Origin of the sequence: Streptomyces kronopolitis (genome assembly GCF_050953795.1) — a bacterium.
In the GTDB taxonomy this organism is placed as follows: domain Bacteria; phylum Actinomycetota; class Actinomycetes; order Streptomycetales; family Streptomycetaceae; genus Streptomyces; species Streptomyces kronopolitis_A.
Genome location: NZ_CP191850.1, coordinates 334391 through 353775, shown reverse-complemented (window position 1 = coordinate 353775; position 19385 = coordinate 334391). Strand labels below are relative to the sequence as shown.

General features: G+C 69.8%; 16 protein-coding genes. 3 read left to right on the top strand and 13 right to left on the bottom strand.

Annotation, left to right across the window (positions count from 1 at the left end; genetic code table 11):
• Positions 1 to 61 precede the first annotated feature (61 nt).
• The 3 genes from ACQP17_RS01360 to ACQP17_RS01350 form a co-directional block, all read right to left on the bottom strand.
• Positions 62 to 382, bottom strand: coding sequence for a hypothetical protein (locus ACQP17_RS01360; protein ID WP_433854517.1), 321 nt, complete (start codon positions 380 to 382; stop codon positions 62 to 64).
• Between the two features lie 114 nt (positions 383 to 496).
• Positions 497 to 1549, bottom strand: coding sequence for a hypothetical protein (locus ACQP17_RS01355; protein ID WP_433854516.1), 1053 nt, complete (start codon positions 1547 to 1549; stop codon positions 497 to 499).
• Between the two features lie 607 nt (positions 1550 to 2156).
• Positions 2157 to 2996 (bottom strand): SDR family oxidoreductase, encoded by an 840-nt coding sequence (locus tag ACQP17_RS01350; RefSeq protein WP_433854515.1) that lies wholly within the window; start codon positions 2994 to 2996, stop codon positions 2157 to 2159.
• Positions 2997 to 3088: 92 nt separating this feature from the next.
• Between ACQP17_RS01350 and ACQP17_RS01345 the strand changes: the two genes are divergently transcribed.
• Positions 3089 to 3460, top strand: coding sequence for a winged helix-turn-helix transcriptional regulator (locus ACQP17_RS01345; RefSeq protein ID WP_433854514.1), 372 nt, complete (start codon positions 3089 to 3091; stop codon positions 3458 to 3460).
• 103 nt (positions 3461 to 3563) lie between these two features.
• Here ACQP17_RS01345 and ACQP17_RS01340 read toward each other — a convergent pair whose 3' ends face one another.
• Complete coding sequence (locus ACQP17_RS01340; protein ID WP_433854513.1) at positions 3564 to 5288, bottom strand: styrene monooxygenase/indole monooxygenase family protein; 1725 nt, start codon at positions 5286 to 5288, stop codon at positions 3564 to 3566.
• Between the two features lie 79 nt (positions 5289 to 5367).
• Positions 5368 to 6588 carry a styrene monooxygenase/indole monooxygenase family protein gene (locus ACQP17_RS01335; protein ID WP_433854512.1) on the bottom strand — a complete coding sequence of 407 codons (1221 nt, stop codon included), beginning with the start codon at positions 6586 to 6588 and terminating at the stop codon, positions 5368 to 5370.
• Between the two features lie 516 nt (positions 6589 to 7104).
• On the opposite strand from ACQP17_RS01335, the gene ACQP17_RS01330 reads away from it, so the two are divergent.
• Together ACQP17_RS01330 and ACQP17_RS01325 are read left to right on the top strand one after the other, a co-directional pair.
• Positions 7105 to 8097 (top strand): AraC family transcriptional regulator, encoded by a 993-nt coding sequence (locus ACQP17_RS01330; RefSeq protein WP_433854511.1) that lies wholly within the window; start codon positions 7105 to 7107, stop codon positions 8095 to 8097.
• A gap of 230 nt (positions 8098 to 8327) precedes the next feature.
• Complete coding sequence (locus tag ACQP17_RS01325; RefSeq protein ID WP_433854510.1) at positions 8328 to 9386, top strand: cytochrome P450; 1059 nt, start codon at positions 8328 to 8330, stop codon at positions 9384 to 9386.
• Here ACQP17_RS01325 and ACQP17_RS01320 read toward each other — a convergent pair.
• The 8 genes from ACQP17_RS01320 to ACQP17_RS01285 form a co-directional block, all read right to left on the bottom strand.
• Positions 9367 to 11235 carry an Ig-like domain repeat protein gene (locus tag ACQP17_RS01320; protein WP_433854509.1) on the bottom strand — a complete coding sequence of 623 codons (1869 nt, stop codon included), beginning with the start codon at positions 11233 to 11235 and terminating at the stop codon, positions 9367 to 9369. The two genes, ACQP17_RS01325 and ACQP17_RS01320, sit on opposite strands and share 20 nt — an antisense overlap.
• 468 nt (positions 11236 to 11703) lie before the next feature.
• A complete protein-coding gene (locus tag ACQP17_RS01315) occupies positions 11704 to 12495 on the bottom strand; it encodes an alpha/beta hydrolase family protein (RefSeq protein WP_433854508.1) in 792 nt (263 codons plus the stop codon).
• 168 nt (positions 12496 to 12663) lie between these two features.
• Complete coding sequence (locus ACQP17_RS01310) at positions 12664 to 14208, bottom strand: FMN-binding glutamate synthase family protein (RefSeq protein WP_433854507.1); 1545 nt, start codon at positions 14206 to 14208, stop codon at positions 12664 to 12666.
• A 382-nt stretch (positions 14209 to 14590) separates the two neighbouring features.
• On the bottom strand, positions 14591 to 15400 hold the full coding sequence (locus tag ACQP17_RS01305) for an amino acid ABC transporter ATP-binding protein (protein ID WP_433854506.1): 810 nt from the start codon (positions 15398 to 15400) through the stop codon (positions 14591 to 14593).
• Entirely contained in the window at positions 15397 to 16353 is a 957-nt protein-coding gene (locus ACQP17_RS01300) for an amino acid ABC transporter permease (protein WP_433854505.1), read from the bottom strand. The genes ACQP17_RS01305 and ACQP17_RS01300 overlap by 4 nt, the downstream gene beginning before the upstream one ends.
• Before the next feature lie 114 nt (positions 16354 to 16467).
• Positions 16468 to 17403, bottom strand: coding sequence for an ABC transporter substrate-binding protein (locus ACQP17_RS01295; protein WP_433854504.1), 936 nt, complete (start codon positions 17401 to 17403; stop codon positions 16468 to 16470).
• Position 17404: 1 nt separating this feature from the next.
• Positions 17405 to 18238: a deaminated glutathione amidase gene (locus ACQP17_RS01290; protein ID WP_433854503.1), complete on the bottom strand. Its 834-nt coding sequence runs from the start codon at positions 18236 to 18238 to the stop codon at positions 17405 to 17407.
• Positions 18239 to 18324: 86 nt separating this feature from the next.
• The gene (locus ACQP17_RS01285; RefSeq protein WP_433854502.1) at positions 18325 to 19335 is read right to left on the bottom strand and encodes a hypothetical protein; all 1011 of its coding nucleotides are present in this window, start codon (positions 19333 to 19335) and stop codon (positions 18325 to 18327) included.
• Positions 19336 to 19385: the final 50 nt, after the last annotated feature.

Below are 19385 nucleotides of genomic sequence, written 5' to 3'. Positions count from 1 at the left end.
GAAACGCCTCACTCACGTCCCGCAAACACACCGCGCCAACGGGTGAGGGACGCCTTCACCGTCACAGACCGGCGACGTCCCCGGCTCGCTTCAGCGCGGAGCCGAGCGCGTTCACCATGCCGTCGTGTCGCCTCGCGCGCGTCGCCCGGTCCGCCGGAACCAGCCGCGCGGCGGTCTGCACGGCGTAGGCGTCCGGGTCACCGAAGGCAGCGCGCGGGTGCTCTCCCGTAGCCGCGCAGTGCGCCGTGACGTCCTTGACCGCCTGGAGCACGACGGCCCGGTCCACTCCCGGCTGCATGGCCAGCCGCACCTGCAAGCGCGCCATCCACTTCTCGCGGTCCTTCTCCCGCGCCGCGTCCGTCGTCTTGTCCTTCTTCGCCATGTCCTCTCCCGGTGTGATCGGCAGCCGTCCGTCAGGGAGTTGGACGCCACGGCGTCGAGGTGGGTTGCCGGGGCGGGAATCTGCTGAGCTTCACGTGACTGACGGGGTGCCGCATCAGGAGTCCTGCAGGGCGCGGAACGAGTCGAACCAGACGGTGGTCCGTCCGGTCTTTCCGTTCTCCTCCTTGACGGTGCGGTTCGCGTACAGGGGGTTGAGGATCCACGGCTGCTTGTGCGGGCCCCAGCCCGTCCGCATGGACTCGATCTGCGTCACCCCGTAGGTGGCCACCGCGAGCTTCCCGGTCTCCCGGAACATCTGCATCTGCTTCGTCAAGTAGTCCTTGTGGGAGGCGAACCACGGACTCATCGCGAAGAAGTCGTCCCACCGCTTCTGGGAGAACGGCTTCTCGAACGCATTGCCGATCACCTGCCACACGCGGGTGTTCGGGGGCACCCGGTACTTCTCGGCGTAGGCCGCCGGGACCCTGTCGCCCATGTGCTTCTCCCAGAGCTGCACCAGGGAGAATTCCGTGGCGAGAAACTTCTTCCCCTTGTCCAGGCGGGACACGACGTACTGGACGTATGCGCCGGCCGCCTGCAGGGAGTCGACGTGCGGATGGATGTCGAGGCCGTCGAGTTCCGGCTTCCGGTTGACGAAGGCGACCCACCGTTCGGTGGCCTTGGTGCGCTCTTCCTTCTCATCGAGGCGATTGAGCGCGCCCATGTACAGACGGGTCTTACCGCCCTGCGGGAAGTTCTTCTTGCGGTAGGCGATGACGTGTGCGGCGACGTGCTCGTAGAACACATTGAGCCGCGTATCGCGCTCGTCCTTCTTGGTCTCGAGGAAGGGCTCGTTGCCGATGGTGAGGATGTCCACCTTTCCCATGACGGCGTGCAGCACCCGGTCCACGCGCTTCAGCAGCGCTTCCATCTCCTCGCTGCCCACCTGGGGAAGTGACTGCCCGAGAGTCAGGAAAGGGAACTTCAGCGAAAGGATCGTCTTGAAGCCGTGCCCGCCGGCGTCGAGCAGCCTGGCGATGGATCGCTGCCGGGTCGGGGAGTGCGTATCGAGGTCGTCCGTCATCGGCACGAAGCCGCGTATCCACTTCGCCGAAAGGGCCCGTATCCGGGCGAAGTTCATGTCCGAGGGGTCCTCGTTGAAGTTCACCCCGAGTGCGCCGTTCGGTGTCTCGCCGGTAGGTGCGCCACCGCTCTTCGCATTCGGCTGCACACTCCCCTCCCCACCCGCCTGCTTACTTTCCTCGGGATTGCACGCCGCTGTGAGGAGGGCCGCGCCGGATACTCCGAGCAGCCGACGACGCGAGGTCGAGCCTGTGAGCGAGGGGGTGCCGAACGTGTCGGGCTGCGCGGAGGACCCGTACCGCATTGCTGTTCTCCGATTCTGCTGAAGTCGTTGCCGGACGCCGTTGTCCCACCGGCGTCGTCCGTGGCGCGCCTGACGGGCGGAGGCCGCTGAACTCCCTTTGCGGGCAGGCAGCTTCATCTCTCCCGTGCGACGCCTCGGCGTCGGTCCGTGCATGATCAACGTAGTTGATCGGGTCGGTGCGCGGGCTCGGCACCCGCTGTCGGAATGGCGCGCCGGCTCCGGTAGCGTCGCCATGAGGGGCCCGCTTCATTTCCGGAAGGCACCCGCCAGCGGTACCGGCCATGGCCGGTACCGCAGTCAGTGGGTGAAGGAGCGCGAGGGCCGGGCCTGCTTTCGTGTCGCTACGGCCGGGTGACGGGTGGCGTCGGGCAGTTTCCGCCGGGCCGGCTCAGCGGAACGCGGCGACATTGCGGGCGGCCCAGTCGGCGAACGGGCGCGGGGCGCGGCCGAGGACCTTCTGGACGTCCGGGCTGACGCGGAGTTCGGCCGTATTCGGGGAGCCGAGGATGTCCAGTGTGTCGTCGGCGAGTTCCGCCGGCATGCTCCGGGTCATGGCGGCCTTGGCCTCGTCGCGGGTGAGTTCGTGGAACCGAATCGGCGTACCCAGCGCGGTGGCGAGGACCTCCGACTGCCGGCGTGGAGTGATCACCGCCGGGCCGGTCAGCTCGTACACGCCGCCGGCGTGCCGGTCCGCCAGCAGGCAGGCCGCCGCGACCGCGGCGATGTCCGCCGGGTCGATGATCGGCACCCCGACGTCACCGAAGGGCGCGGCGACGACCTGGTGCGCGCGGACCGACTCCGCCCACCACAGGGCGTTGGAGGCGAAGCCGCCCGGCCGCAGGATGGCCCACTCCAGGCCGGACTCCCGCAGCGCGTCCTCCAGCGCGCGCATCGCGATCCGCGTCGAGCCGAAGGGCCTGGTCACCACCCCCAGCGTGGAGAGCAGGACGACCCGGCGGACCCCGGCGTCCGCGGCCTGGGCGAGGAGGTCCGCCGGGCCGGCCCCGGCGGCGTGCAGGTCGCCGGACAGCAGCAGGAACAACGCCTCCGCTCCGGCCAACGTGGGCTTGAGGCCTGCCGGTTCGGTCAGGTCGGCCGCCACGTGGCGCACGCCCTCCGGCACCGCCGCCGTGTGCCGGGACACGGCCGTCACCTGCCGGCCCGCCTCCGCCAGCGCCTGCGTCAACGGCCGGCCGATGTTCCCGGTAGCTCCGGTCACCACGATCATGATCAGCTCCTTGTCGGATGTCCTCTGTGATCCGCACGCTAGGAGAAATAGCTAACTTTTCGTAAGGACGTACCTTGAAGTAAGCTCATGATGTGACGGAAGGCGTGCAGCACAGACAGGCCGAGCCGGGGAAGCGGTATGACGTGTTTCACACCGACTGCCCCGCGCGCGCTGTGGTCGACCATGTGACCAGCAGGTGGGGCATCTGGGTGCTGATCTCCCTGCGGCGCAACGACCTCCGGTTCTACGAGCTGCGCGAGAGCATCCAGGGCATCAGCGAGAAGATGCTCGCCCAGACCCTGCGCGCGCTGGTGCAGGACGGCCTGGTCCGGCGGGAGGTCGAGCCGACGACGCCGCCCCAGGTCACCTACGGGCTCACCGAGTTCGGCCGGGAGCTCGGCGAGCCGCTGACGGAGCTGTTCGACCGCATCACCCGGCGACTGCCGCCGTACAGCGGGGGGTAACGCGGCAGCGGCCGGCCGGGGCACCCCTCTGCGCGCCCTCCATGGACAACCTGCCGAGTCAGACCGTCACCCTGCTCCGGCCGCATGCCGAGGCCCTGTGCGTTCACAGATCCGGATGCTTCGTCGCCACCTGGTAGCGCCCCGAGTGGAACACCAGAGGGGTACCGCCGTCGGCCTCGTACTGTTCGACCTCGCCGAGGAAGATGATGTGGTCCCCGGCGTCGACGCGTTGGACGGTGCGGCACTGGAAGCGGGCGACCGCGCCCTCCAGGAGGGGGGTGCCGGCGATGCCGGGCGTGGTGGGGGTACCCCGGAATTTGTCGTCGGCCGGCGTGGCGAACTGGCGGGAAAGGTGGTGCTGGTCGGCCGCCAGGACGTGGACGGCGAAGTGTGAGGCGTCGGTGAAGTCCGGGAGGCTCGGGCTGTTCTTGCCGGGGCACCACAGGACGAGGGGCGGATTCAGCGAGACGGACGCGAAGGAATTCGCGGTCATGCCGACGTGGCGGCCGTCGGGGGCGCGGGCCGTCACCACGGTCACACCGGTGGCGTACTGACCCAGTGCACGGCGCAGTGCGCGGCCGTCGAAGCGGGCGGCGTGCCGGGCGCGCTTCTCGGCGAGGAAGCGGTGCGCCTCGGCCTCCTCGAACCACCAGCGGTAGAGCGTGCGCGGGTCGTCGAATCCGGCGGCGAGAGCGCCGGCGACCGAGGGGACTTCGGCCGCCGCGGCCAGCAGGTCACGGTGGTGGGGACTCAGATCGGTCAGGAGGGAGTTGGTCCAGCCGACCGCCCATTGGGCCCAGCCGCGCCAGAAGTTGTCGAAGGTGCGCCGCATCCACTGCGGGGTGAATGCGGCGGTGCCGTGGCGGAGGATGCTGTCGAGGTAGTGGGTCGCGGCCTGGGCCGCGTTGTTGGATCCCTGGCCGGTGATCGGATCGTTGAGGACGACGGCGTCGGCCATGCCGAGGACGTGCCGGCCGGAGGCCAGGCGGGCGACGGGGTGCCGGACGGTGGGAGTGAGCCGGCCGCGCAGCACGCCGCCGCTGTCGGTGAGCCGGGCGTGCCGGCAGCGCTCGTATTCGTCGGGGAAGAACCGGCGGAGGATGTCCAGCGAGCGGGTGAGGTGGCCTTCAGGCGTGCGGATGTCGTCCCAGCAGTCCATCGGGCCACCGGGGACACCCTCGAAGACCATGATGTCGCAGGGGCCGGTGGTGGTCAGGGCCGGAAAGGAGACGTACTCGCCGACGCCGGGGACCAGGCGGTAGTGGACGGCGTCCGCCCCCTCCCGTGGTGCCGTTCCCGTGACATACGTCAGAGCCAGCACACGGCGCGGCCGGTCGTACGGGGAGAGTTCGGAGTCGCGGGGGAAGAGGTGGCTCAGCTCGCCCTTGCCCGTGGAGACCACGACGAGGTCGTGCGTACGGGCGTACCACTCGAGGTCGTTGACGCCCGCCTCGTGCAGCACGATCTCGCCGCGGTCGCCGTCCGCGAACTGTTCCATCCAGGCGGCACACTTGACCCGCTGGTCGACGGAGTGGGCAGGGCCCTCCAGCGGCGCGTGCCAGGAGACGTCCGTAGCGCCGTGCGGACCGAGGAGAGAGAACGCGATGCCGGAGATGTCCGGGGCCTGGTCCTCCCAGTGGTGCAGTCCGAGGTCGCGCTCGCTCTGGAGCGCGGTGTCGAACATGCACTGACTGGACATGACCGGACCGCGACGTATCTCGTCGGGGCCACGGTCGGTGACCAAGGTGACGTCATAGCCGTGCGCCTGCAGTCCCAGCGCGAGCTGGGCACCCGCCTGCCCGGCTCCGACCACCGCGATCCTTCTCATGCCCTGCTGTCCTGCTCTCGTGACGTGTCTGCCACTGACGTAGCGGCGGTCTCTACGGGTGCGTACTCCTGATGGGCACTCAGCCATGAGCCTCCGTCAGGTAGTTCTCCGCGGCGACCGGGTCCATGAACCAGCGGAGCAGGTCGCGCGGGTCGTCAAAGCCGTTGACGAAGCGGGCGGCGATACGGGAGTTGACGCTCGCCGCGCCGAAGATCTCCAGGACGTGCTGGGGCGGGGCGCCGAGCATCGCGTTGGTCCAGGCCGTGGCAGCTTCCGCGGTGTCCCAGAAGCGGCCGAAGGCCAGCTCCATGAACGCCGCGTCGTACGGGCGCTCGCCGTGGTCCAGGATGGTGGCGAGGTAGGAGGCCGCGCACTTCGAGGCGTTGTTGGACCCCTGGCCGGTGATCGGGTCGTTGAGGACGACGACATCGGCGAGGCCGAGCACCTGCGCGCCGGAGGGCAGCGTGGCGACGGGCTTGCGGACGGTCGGCGCGAAACGGCCCGCGAGGGTGCCGTTCGGGTCGGTGAGCGCGACATCGGTGCAGCGCTCGGCCTCCCACGGCACGTACGTCCGCAGCAGTTCCTGGAACGTCGCCAGCTGCTGGTGGGGGGCGAGCCCGTCGAAGCAGTCGAGCGGGCCACCCGGGACGCCCTCGAAGAACATGATGTCGCAGGGGCCGCCGGTGGTGAGGCTGGGCATGGTGAAGTACTCACCCACACCGGGTATGACGTTGAAGCTGACGCCGGGGCGGTCGGGCAGCGCGGCCATGCCGGTGACGTATGCCAGGGCCAGCGCGCGCTGCGGAGCCTCGTACGGGGAACGCGCGGCGTCCCGCGGGAACAGCCCCGCGATCTCGCCCTTGCCGGCCGCGACGATCACGAGGTCGGACTCGGCGGCGTAGCGCTCCAGGTCCTCGATGCCGGCCTCGCAGAGTTCCAGACGGCCGCCGCGGCGCGCGAACTCGCCCATCCAGAGCGGCACCTTGACGCGCTGGTCGATGGAGCGTGCGGTGGCTTCGAGGCGGGCGTCGAAGGAGAGTGCCCGGCCGCCCTGGCCGTCGGCGATGCTCACGCCGAGGCCGGAGATCGGCGGGCAGGCGTCGCCCCAGAAGTCGAGGCCGAGGTTGCGCTCGTGGGCCAGCGCGGCGCCGAACATGGCCTGGCTCGACATGACCCGGCCTTCGCGGATCTGGTCGCCGGTGCGGTTGGACACGAGGGTGACGTCGAAACCGTGGTCGACCAGGCCGATGCCGAGCTGGAGGCCGGCCTGACCGGCTCCGACGATGGTGATCTTGCGCATGAGGGGGTACTCCGGAGGTTTCGGGACGGGCGGGGTTCGAGCGGTGCCGTGCGGTGCGGTGCGCTGTGGAAGCGTTGGGCACGTGGTGGCGTCGGCGGTGGGTGTCGCGGTTGTGTGGCATGCGGCTGCCCGCCGGGGGGGGGCCGGCGGGCAGCCGCGGGAGGGCCGGGTCACCCGTAGGCCGGGGGAGGGGCCCCGGGTGACCCTGCCGGCTGGAGGCGCCCGGCCGAGTCGGTGGTCCGGGGCGGCAGCGGCAAGAGCGCCGCGATGTGCGGGGGTACGGCCTTGGCGGCCCTCGCCGCGTCGGTCGCGCGTAATACGCGCAGCGCGCATGCGGCCGGCTGTCCGCTGGGCGTGACTCCGCTTTCGGCGAGCGCAGTCCGGCCCGGCACTCCCTGCATTGTTGCTTCCCAGGATCTCTCGGGTCCGTGGCGGTCAGGCGTCAATCTTGGTATGGCAAGATCACCTCCGCTATCCGGATCACGCGGGTTGCTGTCCCGATCGCGCATCTCGGCGGTGGAGGTTTACGTGCCCGCTGAAAATTCCCCTCTCGCACATCACCAGCTGTTCCACACAGCGGACATCTGGGAGGCGCGGGCCGAGGTCGGCCGTGCCTTCTGTCCGCATGACCTGCGCATCACGCGGCGCTCGGCGACGCTCGACGCCCGGCTGCACGGCGCACCCTTCGATCGGACAGGTCTCTATTACCTCGATTACGGAACGGAAGTCCGGATTACACCGGGCGATCTGGAAAGCTTTTTCCTCGTCCAGATACCGCTGGCCGGCTACGCCGAAATCACCTGCGGCCGCGAGGAGATCATTTCCTCCCCGGAACTCGCTTCCGTCCCCTCGCCGACCGGAAAGCTGGACATGCGCTGGGGTGACGGCAATCCGCAGCTGATCGTGTGGTTCGACCGGTCATCGCTGGAATCGCACCTGGGCAGTCTGCTCGGCCGCACCGTGCGCCGCCCGATCTGCTTCTCGCTCGGCATGAACCTCACGACCCCGGGCTCCCGATCCTGGCTCAACATCGTCGACCTCATGCGCCGGGAGGCGGAGGGGCCCGGTGGCATGAGGAACCAGCCCCTCGTGACACAACAGCTTGAATCACTCCTCATGACCCAGCTGTTGATGGCCCAGCCCCACAACTACACATCGGCGCTCCTCGGTGAACAGCCGCGCGTCGCACCGCCGGCGGTCCGCCGCGCCATGGAGGTCATCGAGGCACACGCCGCCGAGCCGCTCACGGTCGCGGAGATCGCGGAATGCGTGGGCGTCGGCGTACGGGCCCTCCAGGAAGGCTTCCGCCGGCACCTCGACACCACACCGCTCGCGTACCTGCGCGAAGTCCGCCTGGACCGTGTACGCCAGGAACTCCTGACCTCCGACCCGGGTTCCGCGACCGTGACCGCCGTCGCCTCCCGCTGGGGCTTCCTGCACCCGGGCCGTTTCTCCGTCGTGTACCGCCGGCAGTTCGGGGAGTCGCCTTCGAAGACGTTGCGGTCATAGGCGAATGCGGTCGTTCGGCCGCCTCGTCGATCAGCGGGCGCGCAGAGGGCGAGACAGGCCGCTGAGCCATCCCCCCCCGCAGTTCTGCGGGACCACGGGACTTGAGTGATGTGCTGGGTGCCTGTGCCGAGATCACGCGGAGACCGGTCGATCGGCCCGTGCCGGGAAGGGCGAGTGGAGAGGCCTCTCGAACAGACTTGAGGGCAGGACTTCGGACAGGAGGCCCCGCTATGCGCATCCCCGGACCCGAGTACCAGGAGGACGGCGGGCTGGGCGCCGTTGCGGCTGCGGGTGGGCTGCACCGGTATCAGTTACGCCTGCACGAGGAGCACGGGCCCGTCGTGCGTTTCCAACTGCCGGGCGCGGACACGGCCGTGTCGGTCGCGGATCCCGTGCTTCTGGAGGCCACGGCGCACCTCGACACGCGGCCCGAGATCCGGGACACCGTGATGGTGACGCTGCTCGCCGCCCACCACACCACCGGCGTCGCCGTCGCGTGGACGCTGCACCTGCTGGGTCACCATCCCGCCGTGGCCGATCGGGTCGCCGCCGAACTGGACCGGGTGCTGGGCGAGCGCGCCATGCCCGCATACGGTGATCTGCGGCGGCTCCCGTATCTCGACATGGTGCTCAAGGAGTCGATGCGCCTGTTCCCGCCCGGCCCGTACGGCGCACGCGAGACGACCGAGGACCTGGTGCTGGGCCCTTACGAGATCCCGGCCGGGACGACGGTGTTCTACCCGTTCTGGGCGGTGCACCTGAACCCTGAGCACTGGCCCGAGCCGGAGCGGTTCGACCCCGAACGGTTCACGCCGCAGGAGGTGGCCAAGCGGCCGAGGCTCGCGTACGTCCCCTTCGGGATCGGGCCACGCAGCTGCGAGGGCGCCGCCTTGGCCACCGTCGAGACCCGGCTCGTCCTGGCCGTCCTCCTCAAGCGCCTGCGCTTTCGGCCCGTGCCGGGGCACGAAGTGACGCCGGTCGGAACGGTTCGTGCTCTGGGCACGGGACGGGATCCGGATGACGGTGCGGCCACGGGACCTTTGAAGATTGCGGTCTCGAAGCGGTTGGCGATTCCTCGCCAACCGCTTGAGCCGGTTGATGCACCGCTCGTACAGCAGCGAGCTGGGCGAGACGGATCTTCGTGCTCAGCCCGCCGCGGGACGCGTGTCGCCCCACCCCCCGACCGGTCGGCCCGTTCGTCCAGTGGGGCCACGGCGTGGTCCTCCCGTCGCAGCGGACCAGGTGACGAGGGTCTCGGAGCCGGTGAGATCAGCCCGGGAGGGGGATGAACAGCAGGATGCCGTGGGCGGTGGCGGCGGTGTTGCAGGCGGTGCCGGGGAAGGTGGCGGTGTAGAAGGGGGTGGCGACGACGAAGACGGGGACGACGGCGTTGTGGATGGTGGCGATGCCGTTGGCGTCGGTGAGGGCGGTGCCGAGGTTGACCGGGCCGAAGAGCGTGGTGGCGGTGAAGGTCACCGGCTGACCGGCCACCGGCATCCCCCCGGTGGTCGTCAGGGTGGCGCTGAGGCTGGGGATGTAGAACTCGGGCAGCGGGGTCAGCCGGAGCCGGATCGTGCCGGGCTGCGCCGTCAGCGTGGTGGGGTTGGCGTTCACGGTGACGGGGGTGCTGCCGCTGGAGCTGGTGAAGCAGCTGTCGCCGTTGTAGGTGGCGGTGAGGGTGCCGGTGGTCAGGGCGGTGGTGGTGAAGCAGGCTTGCCCTGATGCGTTGACGGCGACGGTCTGGGTCTGGCTGTTGGGGAGGGTGAAGGTGACGGTGCCGGTCGGCACCGTGGAGGTGGCCGTTGTCGGGGTGACGGTGGCGCACACGGTCACGGTCTGCCCGCAGGAGGAGGGGTTCGGTGCCACCGACAGCGTCGTCATGGTGGGGTCGGTGCTCACGGTGACGGGGGTGGGGTTGCCGTTCACGGTCGCGGTGAACGAACCGGCGGCGTAGGTGTGGGTGGTCTGCCCGCTCCCGGTGGCGTCCAGGGGGACGGTGACCGTGGGGCCGGCGTCCCCGAAGTCCACCACCGCGGTCCCGTTCGGAGTCCCCCCGGAAATGCTGAACGTCACCGTTTGCCCGCACACCGGCGACGCCGGCGAGGTCGTCACCGTCAACGGCGAAATCTCCGTCACGTTGGCCGAATTGGCGTTGGAGACATAGACGTTGCTGTTCTGCGCCGCCGCCACCGAGAACGGGAACGCGCCGACGGGGACGGTGGCCACGACCGTGTTCGTGGTGCTGCTGATCACCGTCACATTGTTGGCATTGCTGTTGCCGACGTAGACGTTGCCGGTCGGCGCCACCGCCACCCCGAACGGGCCCCCGCCGGTGGGGACGGTGGCCAGGACGGTGTTCGTGGCGCTGTCGATCACCGTCACGTTGTTCGAAACGGTGTTGGTGACGTAGACGTTGCCGTTCTGCGCGATCGCGATCACCCCCGGGACCGTGCCCGCGGGGACGGTGGCCACGACCGTGTTCGTGGTGCTGTTGATCACCGTCACGTTGTTCGAGGTCTGGTTGGCGATGTAGACGTTGCCGTTCTGCGCCACCGCCGCCGCGCCCGGGAAACCACCGCTGGGGAGGGTGGTCACGACAGCGTTCGTGGTGCTGTTGATCACCGTCACGGTGCCCGCGTTGCGGTTGGCGACGTAGACGTTGCCGTTGGCCGCCACTGCCACGGCGTCCGGGACCGCGCCGACGGGGACGGTGGCCACGACGGCGTTCGTGGTGCTGTTGATCACGGTCACGTTGTTGGACGTGCTGTTGGCGACGTAGACGTTGCCGTTCGGTGCCACCGCCAGCGCGAACGGGCCCCCGCCGGTGGGGACGGTGGCCAGGACGGTGTTCGTGGCGCTGTCGATCACCGTCACGCTGCTCGAGCTCTGGTTGGTGACGTAGACGTTGCCGTTCGCCGCCACCGCGATCATGGCCGGGTCCGAGCCTACGGGGACGGTGGCCAGCACGGTGTTCGTGGTGCTGCTGATCACCGTCACGTTCGCCGAATTGGCGTTGCCGACGTAGACGTTGCCGTTCTGCGCCACCGCCACCGCCAGCGGGGTCGTGCCCGCCGGGATCGTCACCGTGGAGAACGCCGCACTGAACGGCGCGGCCACCAGCCCCCGTACCGGGGCCACCTCGGATCCACCGGCCGGTACAACCGGCCGAACCCCGCCGGCTACCGCCGGAGCTCCCCACCAACCCGTAGTCAGATCCATGACAAACCTCTCTCAGCTGAGAGGGCCACCCAGGAACTCCCACCGGGGCCCGCATCGCACGGCGCCGGAACACGCGAACCGGATCACCGCTTGCACACCGGGACTGAGAGAGGACACACCGGCACGTGCCACGCATCGGCGCCCCGCAGGGGTTGCCCATCTCTCCCCGGAGAGATGGGCAACCCACCGGAAAACGGTCACCACCATTAACCCGAAATAACCACTACGGCACCATGCCCTTGACGCGACTTCACCCGAACAGATCAGTGCACGGTCCCGCCCGGGCACGAACCCGGATGCGGCCGACACCTCGGTGGAGGTCCCTGCGACGCGATCTGGCCCGGAGGGCGCGCAACGCCCTGACCCCGTACCTGTCCGGGCGAGCGCCTAACCCCCCTGGGGTGACTTTCCTGCGGCCCGTGACGCGTGGATGTACTGGTCGGCCCAGGCGCTGATGATGCGGGCGGCTCGCTGTGCCTGTCCTCGGGCGGTCAGGAAGTGGTCCGCGCCTTCGAGTGAGACGAAGCTTCGCGGGTGGCGTGCCTCGCGGAAGATCTCGCCGGCGTTGTCGATGTCGACGGTGTTGTCGGTCGGCGAATGCAGCACGAGCAGCGGCAGGTCCAACTCGCCGATGCGGTCGCGCAGATGGGCACGGCGGACGTCCTCGACGAAGGCGCGCTTGAGGACCAGGGTCCGCCCGCCGACGAACCACTCGTGCTGCCCGTCACTGAGGACGCGGTCCACGACCGCGTCGTACTGTCGCTCGACGTGGCTGGGGTCGACCGGCGCGCCGATCGTGGCGACCGCGCGGACGCCGGTGGCCTCGGCCGCCGCGGCGAGGACGGCGGCGCCTCCCCACGAGTGCCCGACCAGCAGGTCTGCCGGGGTCCCCCGCTCGGCCATCATGGCTGCGGCACGGATCGTGTCCTGCACCTTGACGGTGAAGGAACCGTCGCCCCAGTCGCCGTCGGAGTCCCCGATCCCGAGGTTGTCGAAGCGCAGCATGCCGATTCCCTCGCGAGCCAGCTGCTTGCTGACGCGCGACGCGGCCGGCGAGCCCTTGCCGAGCGTGAATCCGTGCACGAAGATCCCCCAGCCGCGGACCTCACCCTCCGGCAGGTCGATCGCGCCGGCCAGTTCGGGGCCGACGACGCTGGGGAATCTCACTTTTTCGCTCATGTTGTGATCACCTAGGCAGGGGCTGTTCGTGGAGCAGGAAGACAAGAGTGCCACCGGCCGGCGCCACGCGCGCGCACCGGCAGCGGAGCGACGGGCGTGGTGCCTGCCGTGATCGGCACGTCAGGCGGTCGGATTCTGGTCGGAGGACGGCTCGGAGGACTGGTCGGATCACTGGTCGGAGGACGGCTCGGAGGGCTGTTCGGTGGTGAGCAGTGCGGTGATCTCCTCGGCGAGGTGCGGGCCCAGCTCGCCCCAGCCGTCCTTGTAGCCGTAGACGCCGGCCAGGGTACGGGCCTCGTAGTCGCCGTTCATGATCTCGATGTCGGTGGCCGTGATGAGCGCCGGGTGGGCGACGCCGACGGCCGCCGAGACCTTCAGCAGCTCCTTGCGGAGGGTGCGCAGGTAGACGGCGGCCCGGGTGGCCTTCGACGCCGGGTCGAGGCCGCGGGCCAGCCACGGGCTCTGGGTGGCGATGCCGGTGGGGCACTTGTCGGTGTGGCACTTCTGCGCCTGGATGCAGCCGATCGACAGCATCGCCTCACGGGCCACGTTGATCATGTCGGCACCCAGGGCGAAGGCGACCGCGGCGTTCTCGGGCAGGCCGAGCTTGCCGGAGGCGATGAAGGTCAGGTCGTCGGTCAGTCCCCGCTCGGCGAACGCGCCGTAGACCCGGGAGAAGCCCATCCGGAAGGGCAGCGACACCGAGTCGGAGAAGGTCAGCGGCGCCGCCCCGGTGCCGCCCTCGCCGCCGTCGACGGTCACGAAGTCGACACCGCGGTCGCCACGCGCCATCAGCGTGGCCAGCTCCTCCCAGAACTCCATCTCTCCGACCGCGCTCTTGATCCCGACCGGCAGTCCGGTCTCGGCGGCGAGCAGTTCGACGAAGTCGAGCATCGAGTCGACGTCGCCGAACGCGGTGTGCCGCGACGGGGAGGCGCAGTCCTCGCCGCGCGGGATGCCGCGGATCTCGGCGATTTCCGGGGTCACCTTCGCGCCCGGCAGCATGCCGCCCAGCCCGGGCTTGGCGCCCTGGGAGAGCTTGATCTCGATGGCCTTGACCGGGGCGCCGGCGACCACGTCCTTGAGCTTGTCGAGGTCGAAGCTGCCGTCCTCGTCGCGGCAGCCGAAGTAGGACGTACCGATCTGCAGAACGAGGTCGCCGCCGTTGCGGTGGTAGGGCGAGAGACCGCCCTCGCCCGTGTTGTGCAGGGTGCCCGCCAGCGCCGCGCCCTTGTTGAGCGCCGTGATCGCCGCGCCGGAGAGCGAGCCGAAGCTCATCGCCGAGATGTTCACCACGCTCGCCGGCCGGAACGCCTTGGCGCGCCCGCGCGGCCCGCCCAGCACCTTGGCCGACGGCAGTGGGGACTGCGGGTCGTGCATGTCGGGCAGCGTGCCGGCGAACGTGCGCTGCTTCAGGTAGGCGTGTCCCTGCGTGTGCTCGACGTCGTTGTCGGTGCCGAACCCGAAGTAGTTGTTCTCGCCCTTCGCCGACGCGTAGATCCAGGTGCGCTGGTCGCGGCTGAAGGGGCGCTCCTCGTCGTTGGAGGTGACTATGTACTGCCGCAGCTCGGGCCCGATCGTCTCCAGCAGGTACCGGGCGTGGCCGAGCACGGGGAAGTTCCGGAGCAGTGCGTGCTTCTTCTGGACCAGGTCACGAGCGGCCACCAGTGCCAGTGCTGTTGCGGTGGCCGTGGCGATGCTCCGGGCGCGCATGAACGTTCCTCTCCTCGGTGCTCGACTCCATTGCCAAGCGGTGGAGCCGTCGTGTCGGCGTGGGGCGGCAGACACGACTCAGCGGGCGTCAGCGTCCGGCGGAGGACGCCAGATGATAGTAGGGGCTCGCCCGGACGGCGGGTCGCGGGTGGGGTGACCTCCCCTGTGGCGCATGACCCGGGCGCGTCGGAGCGGACGACGCATGGTGACTTTTACGCAACACGTCGTCACGTCATCACGTCGCCGCGTGCCGAGCCGGGCCGGGCCGGGCGTGGGTGACGGAAACCGATGTGGTGGCGGCGCGTGGGAGACCGCATGAACACCGCCACCGCTCGCGACTCCGGAGCGTGGGGTCCAGGGTGAGCACCTCGATGTGGTCCGATCAGAGGAACCGGCTCAGGAAGGCCCTCGTGCGCGGGTTCTCGGGGTGGTCCAGGACCTGCGTGGGGGTACCGCTCTCCACGATGCGGCCGTCGTCCATGAAGACCACGCGGTCGGCGACTTCCTTGGCGAAGCCGATCTCGTGGGTGACGACCAGCATGGTGAGGCCGCCCCGTGCCAGGTCGCGCATGGTGGCGAGGACTTCGCCGACCAGTTCGGGGTCGAGAGCGCTGGTCGGCTCGTCGAAGAGCATCAGTTTGGGGCGCATGGCCAGGGCGCGGGCGATGGCGACCCGTTGCTGCTGGCCGCCGGAGAGCTGGCGGGGGTAGGCGTTCGCCTTGTCGGCGAGGCCCACCTGATCCAGCAAGCCAAGCGCCGTCCGACGTGCCTCGGGCTTGGAGAGGCGGAGGACTCCTACCGGGGCTTCCGTGATGTTGGCCAGGACGGTCTGGTGCGGGAACAGGTTGAAGTGCTGGAACACCATGCCGATGTCCCGCCGCTGCACCGTCGCCTGGCTCGGGCGCAGGTGGTGGACCCGGGAGCCCGACCTGCGGAAGCCGATCAACTCGCCCTCGACGTGGATCGAGCCGGAGTCGATCCGCTCCAGGTTGTTGACACAGCGCAGGAACGTCGACTTGCCCGAGCCGGACGGGCCGAGCAGTACGACGACCTCCCCGCGGCGCACTTCCAGGTCGATGCCCTTGAGGACTTCCAGGTGCCCGAAGCGCTTGTGCACCTGGCGGGCCCGCACCATCGGCGTATCGGTGGCCGGGGCGGCGTCCGTCGTGATCGTCGTCGTACCGGTCGTCATGAGGAGGCCTCCGATGCGGACTCTGCCGTGTCAGCCGAGGGTGTCTTCGCGGGTGCCGTGCGCCGGCGGAAGAGCGCGAAGTCCCAGAAGCTCTGCGGGGTGTTGCGGCTGCTGCCGCGGGAGTAGTAGCGCTCGATGAACGACTGCCCGAGGTACAGCACCGAGGTCATGACCAGGTACCACAGGCAGGCCACGATGAGCAGTGGGATGGTCTCGAAGGTGCGGTTGTAGATCGACTGGGCCGTGTAGAGCAGGTCGGCCAGGGCGATCACACTCACCAGCGAGGTTGCCTTGAGCATGTTGATGACCTGGCTGCCCGTGGGCGGCACGATGAAGCGCATGGCCTGCGGCAGCACGATCCGGCGCAGGATCCGCGCCCGGCCCATGCCGAGTGCCGAGGCGGCCTCGGTCTGGCCGTGGTCGACGCCGAGCAGACCGCCGCGCACGATCTCCGCCATGTAGGCGGCCTCGTTGAGCCCGAGGCCGAGGATGGCGGCGAGCCACGGGCTGATCAGCGAGTTGGTTCCGGCGCTGACGAACTCGGGGCCGAAGGGGATGCCGAAGGAGATCCGGGGCAGCAGCGCCGAGAGGTTGTACCAGAAGATGAGCTGCACCAGCACGGGGATGCCGCGGAAGAACCAGACGTACGCCCCGCAGACCGCGTTGAGCACCCGGTTCTCCGACATCCGGCCCACCGCGACGAACACTCCGCCGACGATGCCGATCGTCATGGCCACGACCGTGAGTTCGAGGGTGGTGGCGATGCCCTGGCCGAAGACCTGCGCGCCGAAGTAGGCGCGGACCGTGCCCCACTCGAAGTTCGGGTTGGTGAACAGGACGTGCCCGAGCTGGGCGGCGAGCACGGCCAGGACGGCTACGGACAGCCAGCGCAGCGGATGCCGTAGGGGAATCGCGTGGGCCACGTCCACGTCGTCCACGTGCCTGTTGTCCACAGGCGCCTTCACGGTCCCGACGGTGATGGTGGGTGCGTTTCCCCGGGGCTCCGGGGAGGGGGATGGGATGCCCATGGCGGCTGTCTCCTGTCGCTCGCGTGGGTGGTCCGGCGCCTAGGACTTGGCGAGGTTGATGCCCGCCTGCTTGAGCTGGTTGTCCTCAAGACCCCACTTCTTCATGATCTGTCCGTACGTGCCGTTGTCGATGAGCTTTTGGAACGCCGTCTGCAGGACGTCGCGGAGCACGCTGCCCTTGGGAACGACGGCACCCTGGTAGAGGGTGTCGAAGCCGTTGGACTGCCCGGTGCCGGCGAGTTCCAGCTGGCCCTTGGACTGCTTGACGAAGTACGTGAGCGGGGCCTGCGAGGAGAAGAAGGCGTCGGCGCGACCGGACTTGACGGCCAGGACGGAGGACGGCTGGTCCTTGTAGGACTGGACATGGACGGCGGACTTGCCGTCCTTCACACAGGTCTGGGACTGCTTCTTGATGACGCCCTCGGCGGAGCCGCCGGCCATGACGGCGATCTTCCGGCCGCAGGCGGTGTCGAGGGACGTGATCTTCTCAGGGTTGCCCTTGGCCACGGCGAAGACGACGAACTCGCGCACCCAGTCCACGAAGTCGCTGGCGCCCTGTCGTTCCTTGAAGTCGCCGTTCGGGCCCATGGCGAAGTCGTACCGGCCGGCCTTGATGCCGGTGAGCACGCTGGGCAGGCCGTCGGTGGTGACGTCCTCGATCTTGACGCCGAGGAGCCGGCCGAGGGCGGTCTCCAGGTCGGCGGAGGCGCCGGTGAGGGTGTGGCCGTCGGTGCCGGCGATCTCGTAGGGCGGGAAGGACCCGCTGTTGACCGAGACCAGCTTCCCGGCCGTGCGGACCTTGGCGGGCAGCTTGTCGTGGAGCGTCCTGTCCTCGCTGATCTTGACCGTGCTGCCCGAGCCGGAGGTGGCCGCCCCGCCCGTCTCAGCTTGCGGAGGGTTGCTGCCGCAGGCAGCGAGGAGGGTCAGGCAGGAGAGGGCGCCGAGGGCGAGGACGAGTCGTCTGTTGGTGAACATGTCAGGCTCCGAGGGGATGCGCGTCGGCGGGGACAGTGCCGAGGAGACGGACAGCGGGGTCGACGGCGAACCGTCGGTTGGCGAGGACGGGGAGGGCGCTGCGGGCCGCGGCGGTGACGCCCGGGTCGGCTTCGGCCCAGGCCAGGCCCGGCGCTGCGGCGAGCCGGGAGCGGACGGTGCCGAGCGGATCGACGATCAGACTGTTGCCGATGTTGCGCGGGCCGCATTCGCCGCTGGCCGCGACCCAGCAGGTGTTCTCCAGGGCCCGCGCGGTGGCCATGACCTCCCAGTGGCGCTCCTTGGCCGGGCCGCGGACCCAGGCCGCCGGGAGCACCAGCACCTCGGCACCGGCGTCGGCGAGCAGCCGGGCCAGCTCCGGGAAGCGCACGTCGTAGCAGGTCATGAGCCCGACCTTGGTGCCGGCCACGTCGACGACCACGGGCGGTTCGTCGGCGGGCCGGACGTTGACGGACTCCTGGGTGCCGAAGGCGTCGTAGAGGTGGATCTTGCGGTAGCGGGCGATCAGTTCACCGGCGCGCAGCACCACCAGCGTGTTGAAGACCCGGCCGTCGTCGGACGGTTCATGGACGCCGACCACCAGGGCCGTGCTGCTGTGGGCGGTGGCCGCGGCGAGCCGGGTGACGAACGGGCCGTCCAGGGGCTGTGCCACCTCGCGGATGCGGTGGCCGTCCTCGGTGAACCGGGCCAGCACGCCCTCGGGCAGTACGAGCAGGTCGGCGTGGCCCCGGTCGGCTTCGGCGGCCAGGTCGATGCAGGCGGTCAGGTTGTCCTGCCAGTCGGGACCGGCGGCGAACTGTCCTACGGCGATACGCATGCGCGCGCTCCTCCCGAAGGCGGTGGCGGGTGGACGAAGGAGACGTGGATCAGGGCGAGGGGGTCGGGTGGGGCGGGGTCTGCGGCTTACGCGGCCGAGGTGGCTGCTGCTGCGGACGGATCGGGGAAGGGCTCCGGGAAGCCCTCCGGCAGGACGACGGCCGGGTCGATCGGGTCGGGCCAGACGCCCTGTGCGTACAGCTCCTCGCAGAAGGCGGCGGTCATCGCCGCGTTGCTCACGGTGCCGTACGGCATCCAGTCGTCGCCGAAGACGCCGGCCGACTCGGTGAGCGAGTGCAGCAGCCACGGCGTGGTGTCGGTGAGCAGCCGGCGCCGGCTCAGCCAGTGGCGCTTGGACCGCTCCAGCGCCGCCAGGAGTGCGGTGGGCAGCTCGGGGTGGGCCTCGACGACCTCCTTCTTGAGGGTCACCAGGTGGATTCCGGGGACGAATCCGGTGGCGGACCAGTAGGCGCGCTCGGCGGTGGGGTGGTCGTCGAGCAGATGCCTGAAGCGGCTGTCCGGGGTGAAGAACTCAGGGGGCATGAAGGGGGTGAGGATCGCGTCCAGGCGCCCGGCGGCCAGCTCCCCGGTCAGGGACTCGCCCGTCTTCATCGCCACGACGTTCGCCGGCAGCGGGCGGTCGCCCAGCCGGTCCTTGCCGATCTCACCGGCGGCCAGCGGGCCGACGCGCCAGGTGATGTCGGCCAGTTCCACGCCCGCGGCGCGGATCAGCGCCCGGGTCCAGGTGTTGCCGGAGTCGGGCCAGCCGGTGAGGCCGACGCGGGCGCCGGTGAGCTGCTCGAACGACCGCAGCGGGCTGTCGGTCCGCACCAGCGCACAGCGGTGGCGAAAGCCCCGCATCACGAAGGCGGGCAGGCCCACCAACCGGTCGTCGCCCGCCGCCCTGGCCTGCACATAGCGGCTGAACGAGGTCTCCCCGCCGGCCAGGCCGGGCTCGGTCAGTACGTCCGGGGTGCCGTCCCGCGCGTCGATCCGCAGATCGAAGCCCGGAACCCGCACCCGTCCCGACATCAATGGCACCAGATGGTCCCAGTCGCGCAGGCCCAGGCGGACGGTGGGGACGGACAAACGTGACACAGCTCGCCCTCCTAGCAGATCGCACATGATGCATATAGCCCTCTTTCGGC

Excerpts from the sequence above, each read along its gene's own strand:
- ACQP17_RS01360 (WP_433854517.1), bottom strand. The coding sequence starts at position 382 with ATGGCGAAGAAGGACAAGACGACGGACGCGGCGCGGGAGAAGGACCGC.
- ACQP17_RS01350 (WP_433854515.1), bottom strand. The coding sequence starts at position 2,996 with ATGATCGTGGTGACCGGAGCTACCGGGAACATCGGCCGGCCGTTGACG.
- ACQP17_RS01340 (WP_433854513.1), bottom strand. The coding sequence starts at position 5,288 with ATGAGAAGGATCGCGGTGGTCGGAGCCGGGCAGGCGGGTGCCCAGCTC.
- ACQP17_RS01335 (WP_433854512.1), bottom strand. The coding sequence starts at position 6,588 with ATGCGCAAGATCACCATCGTCGGAGCCGGTCAGGCCGGCCTCCAGCTC.
- ACQP17_RS01325 (WP_433854510.1), top strand. The coding sequence starts at position 8,328 with ATGCGCATCCCCGGACCCGAGTACCAGGAGGACGGCGGGCTGGGCGCC.
- ACQP17_RS01315 (WP_433854508.1), bottom strand. The coding sequence starts at position 12,495 with ATGAGCGAAAAAGTGAGATTCCCCAGCGTCGTCGGCCCCGAACTGGCC.
- ACQP17_RS01310 (WP_433854507.1), bottom strand. The coding sequence starts at position 14,208 with ATGCGCGCCCGGAGCATCGCCACGGCCACCGCAACAGCACTGGCACTG.
- ACQP17_RS01305 (WP_433854506.1), bottom strand. The coding sequence starts at position 15,400 with ATGACGACCGGTACGACGACGATCACGACGGACGCCGCCCCGGCCACC.
- ACQP17_RS01295 (WP_433854504.1), bottom strand. The coding sequence starts at position 17,403 with ATGTTCACCAACAGACGACTCGTCCTCGCCCTCGGCGCCCTCTCCTGC.
- ACQP17_RS01290 (WP_433854503.1), bottom strand. The coding sequence starts at position 18,238 with ATGCGTATCGCCGTAGGACAGTTCGCCGCCGGTCCCGACTGGCAGGAC.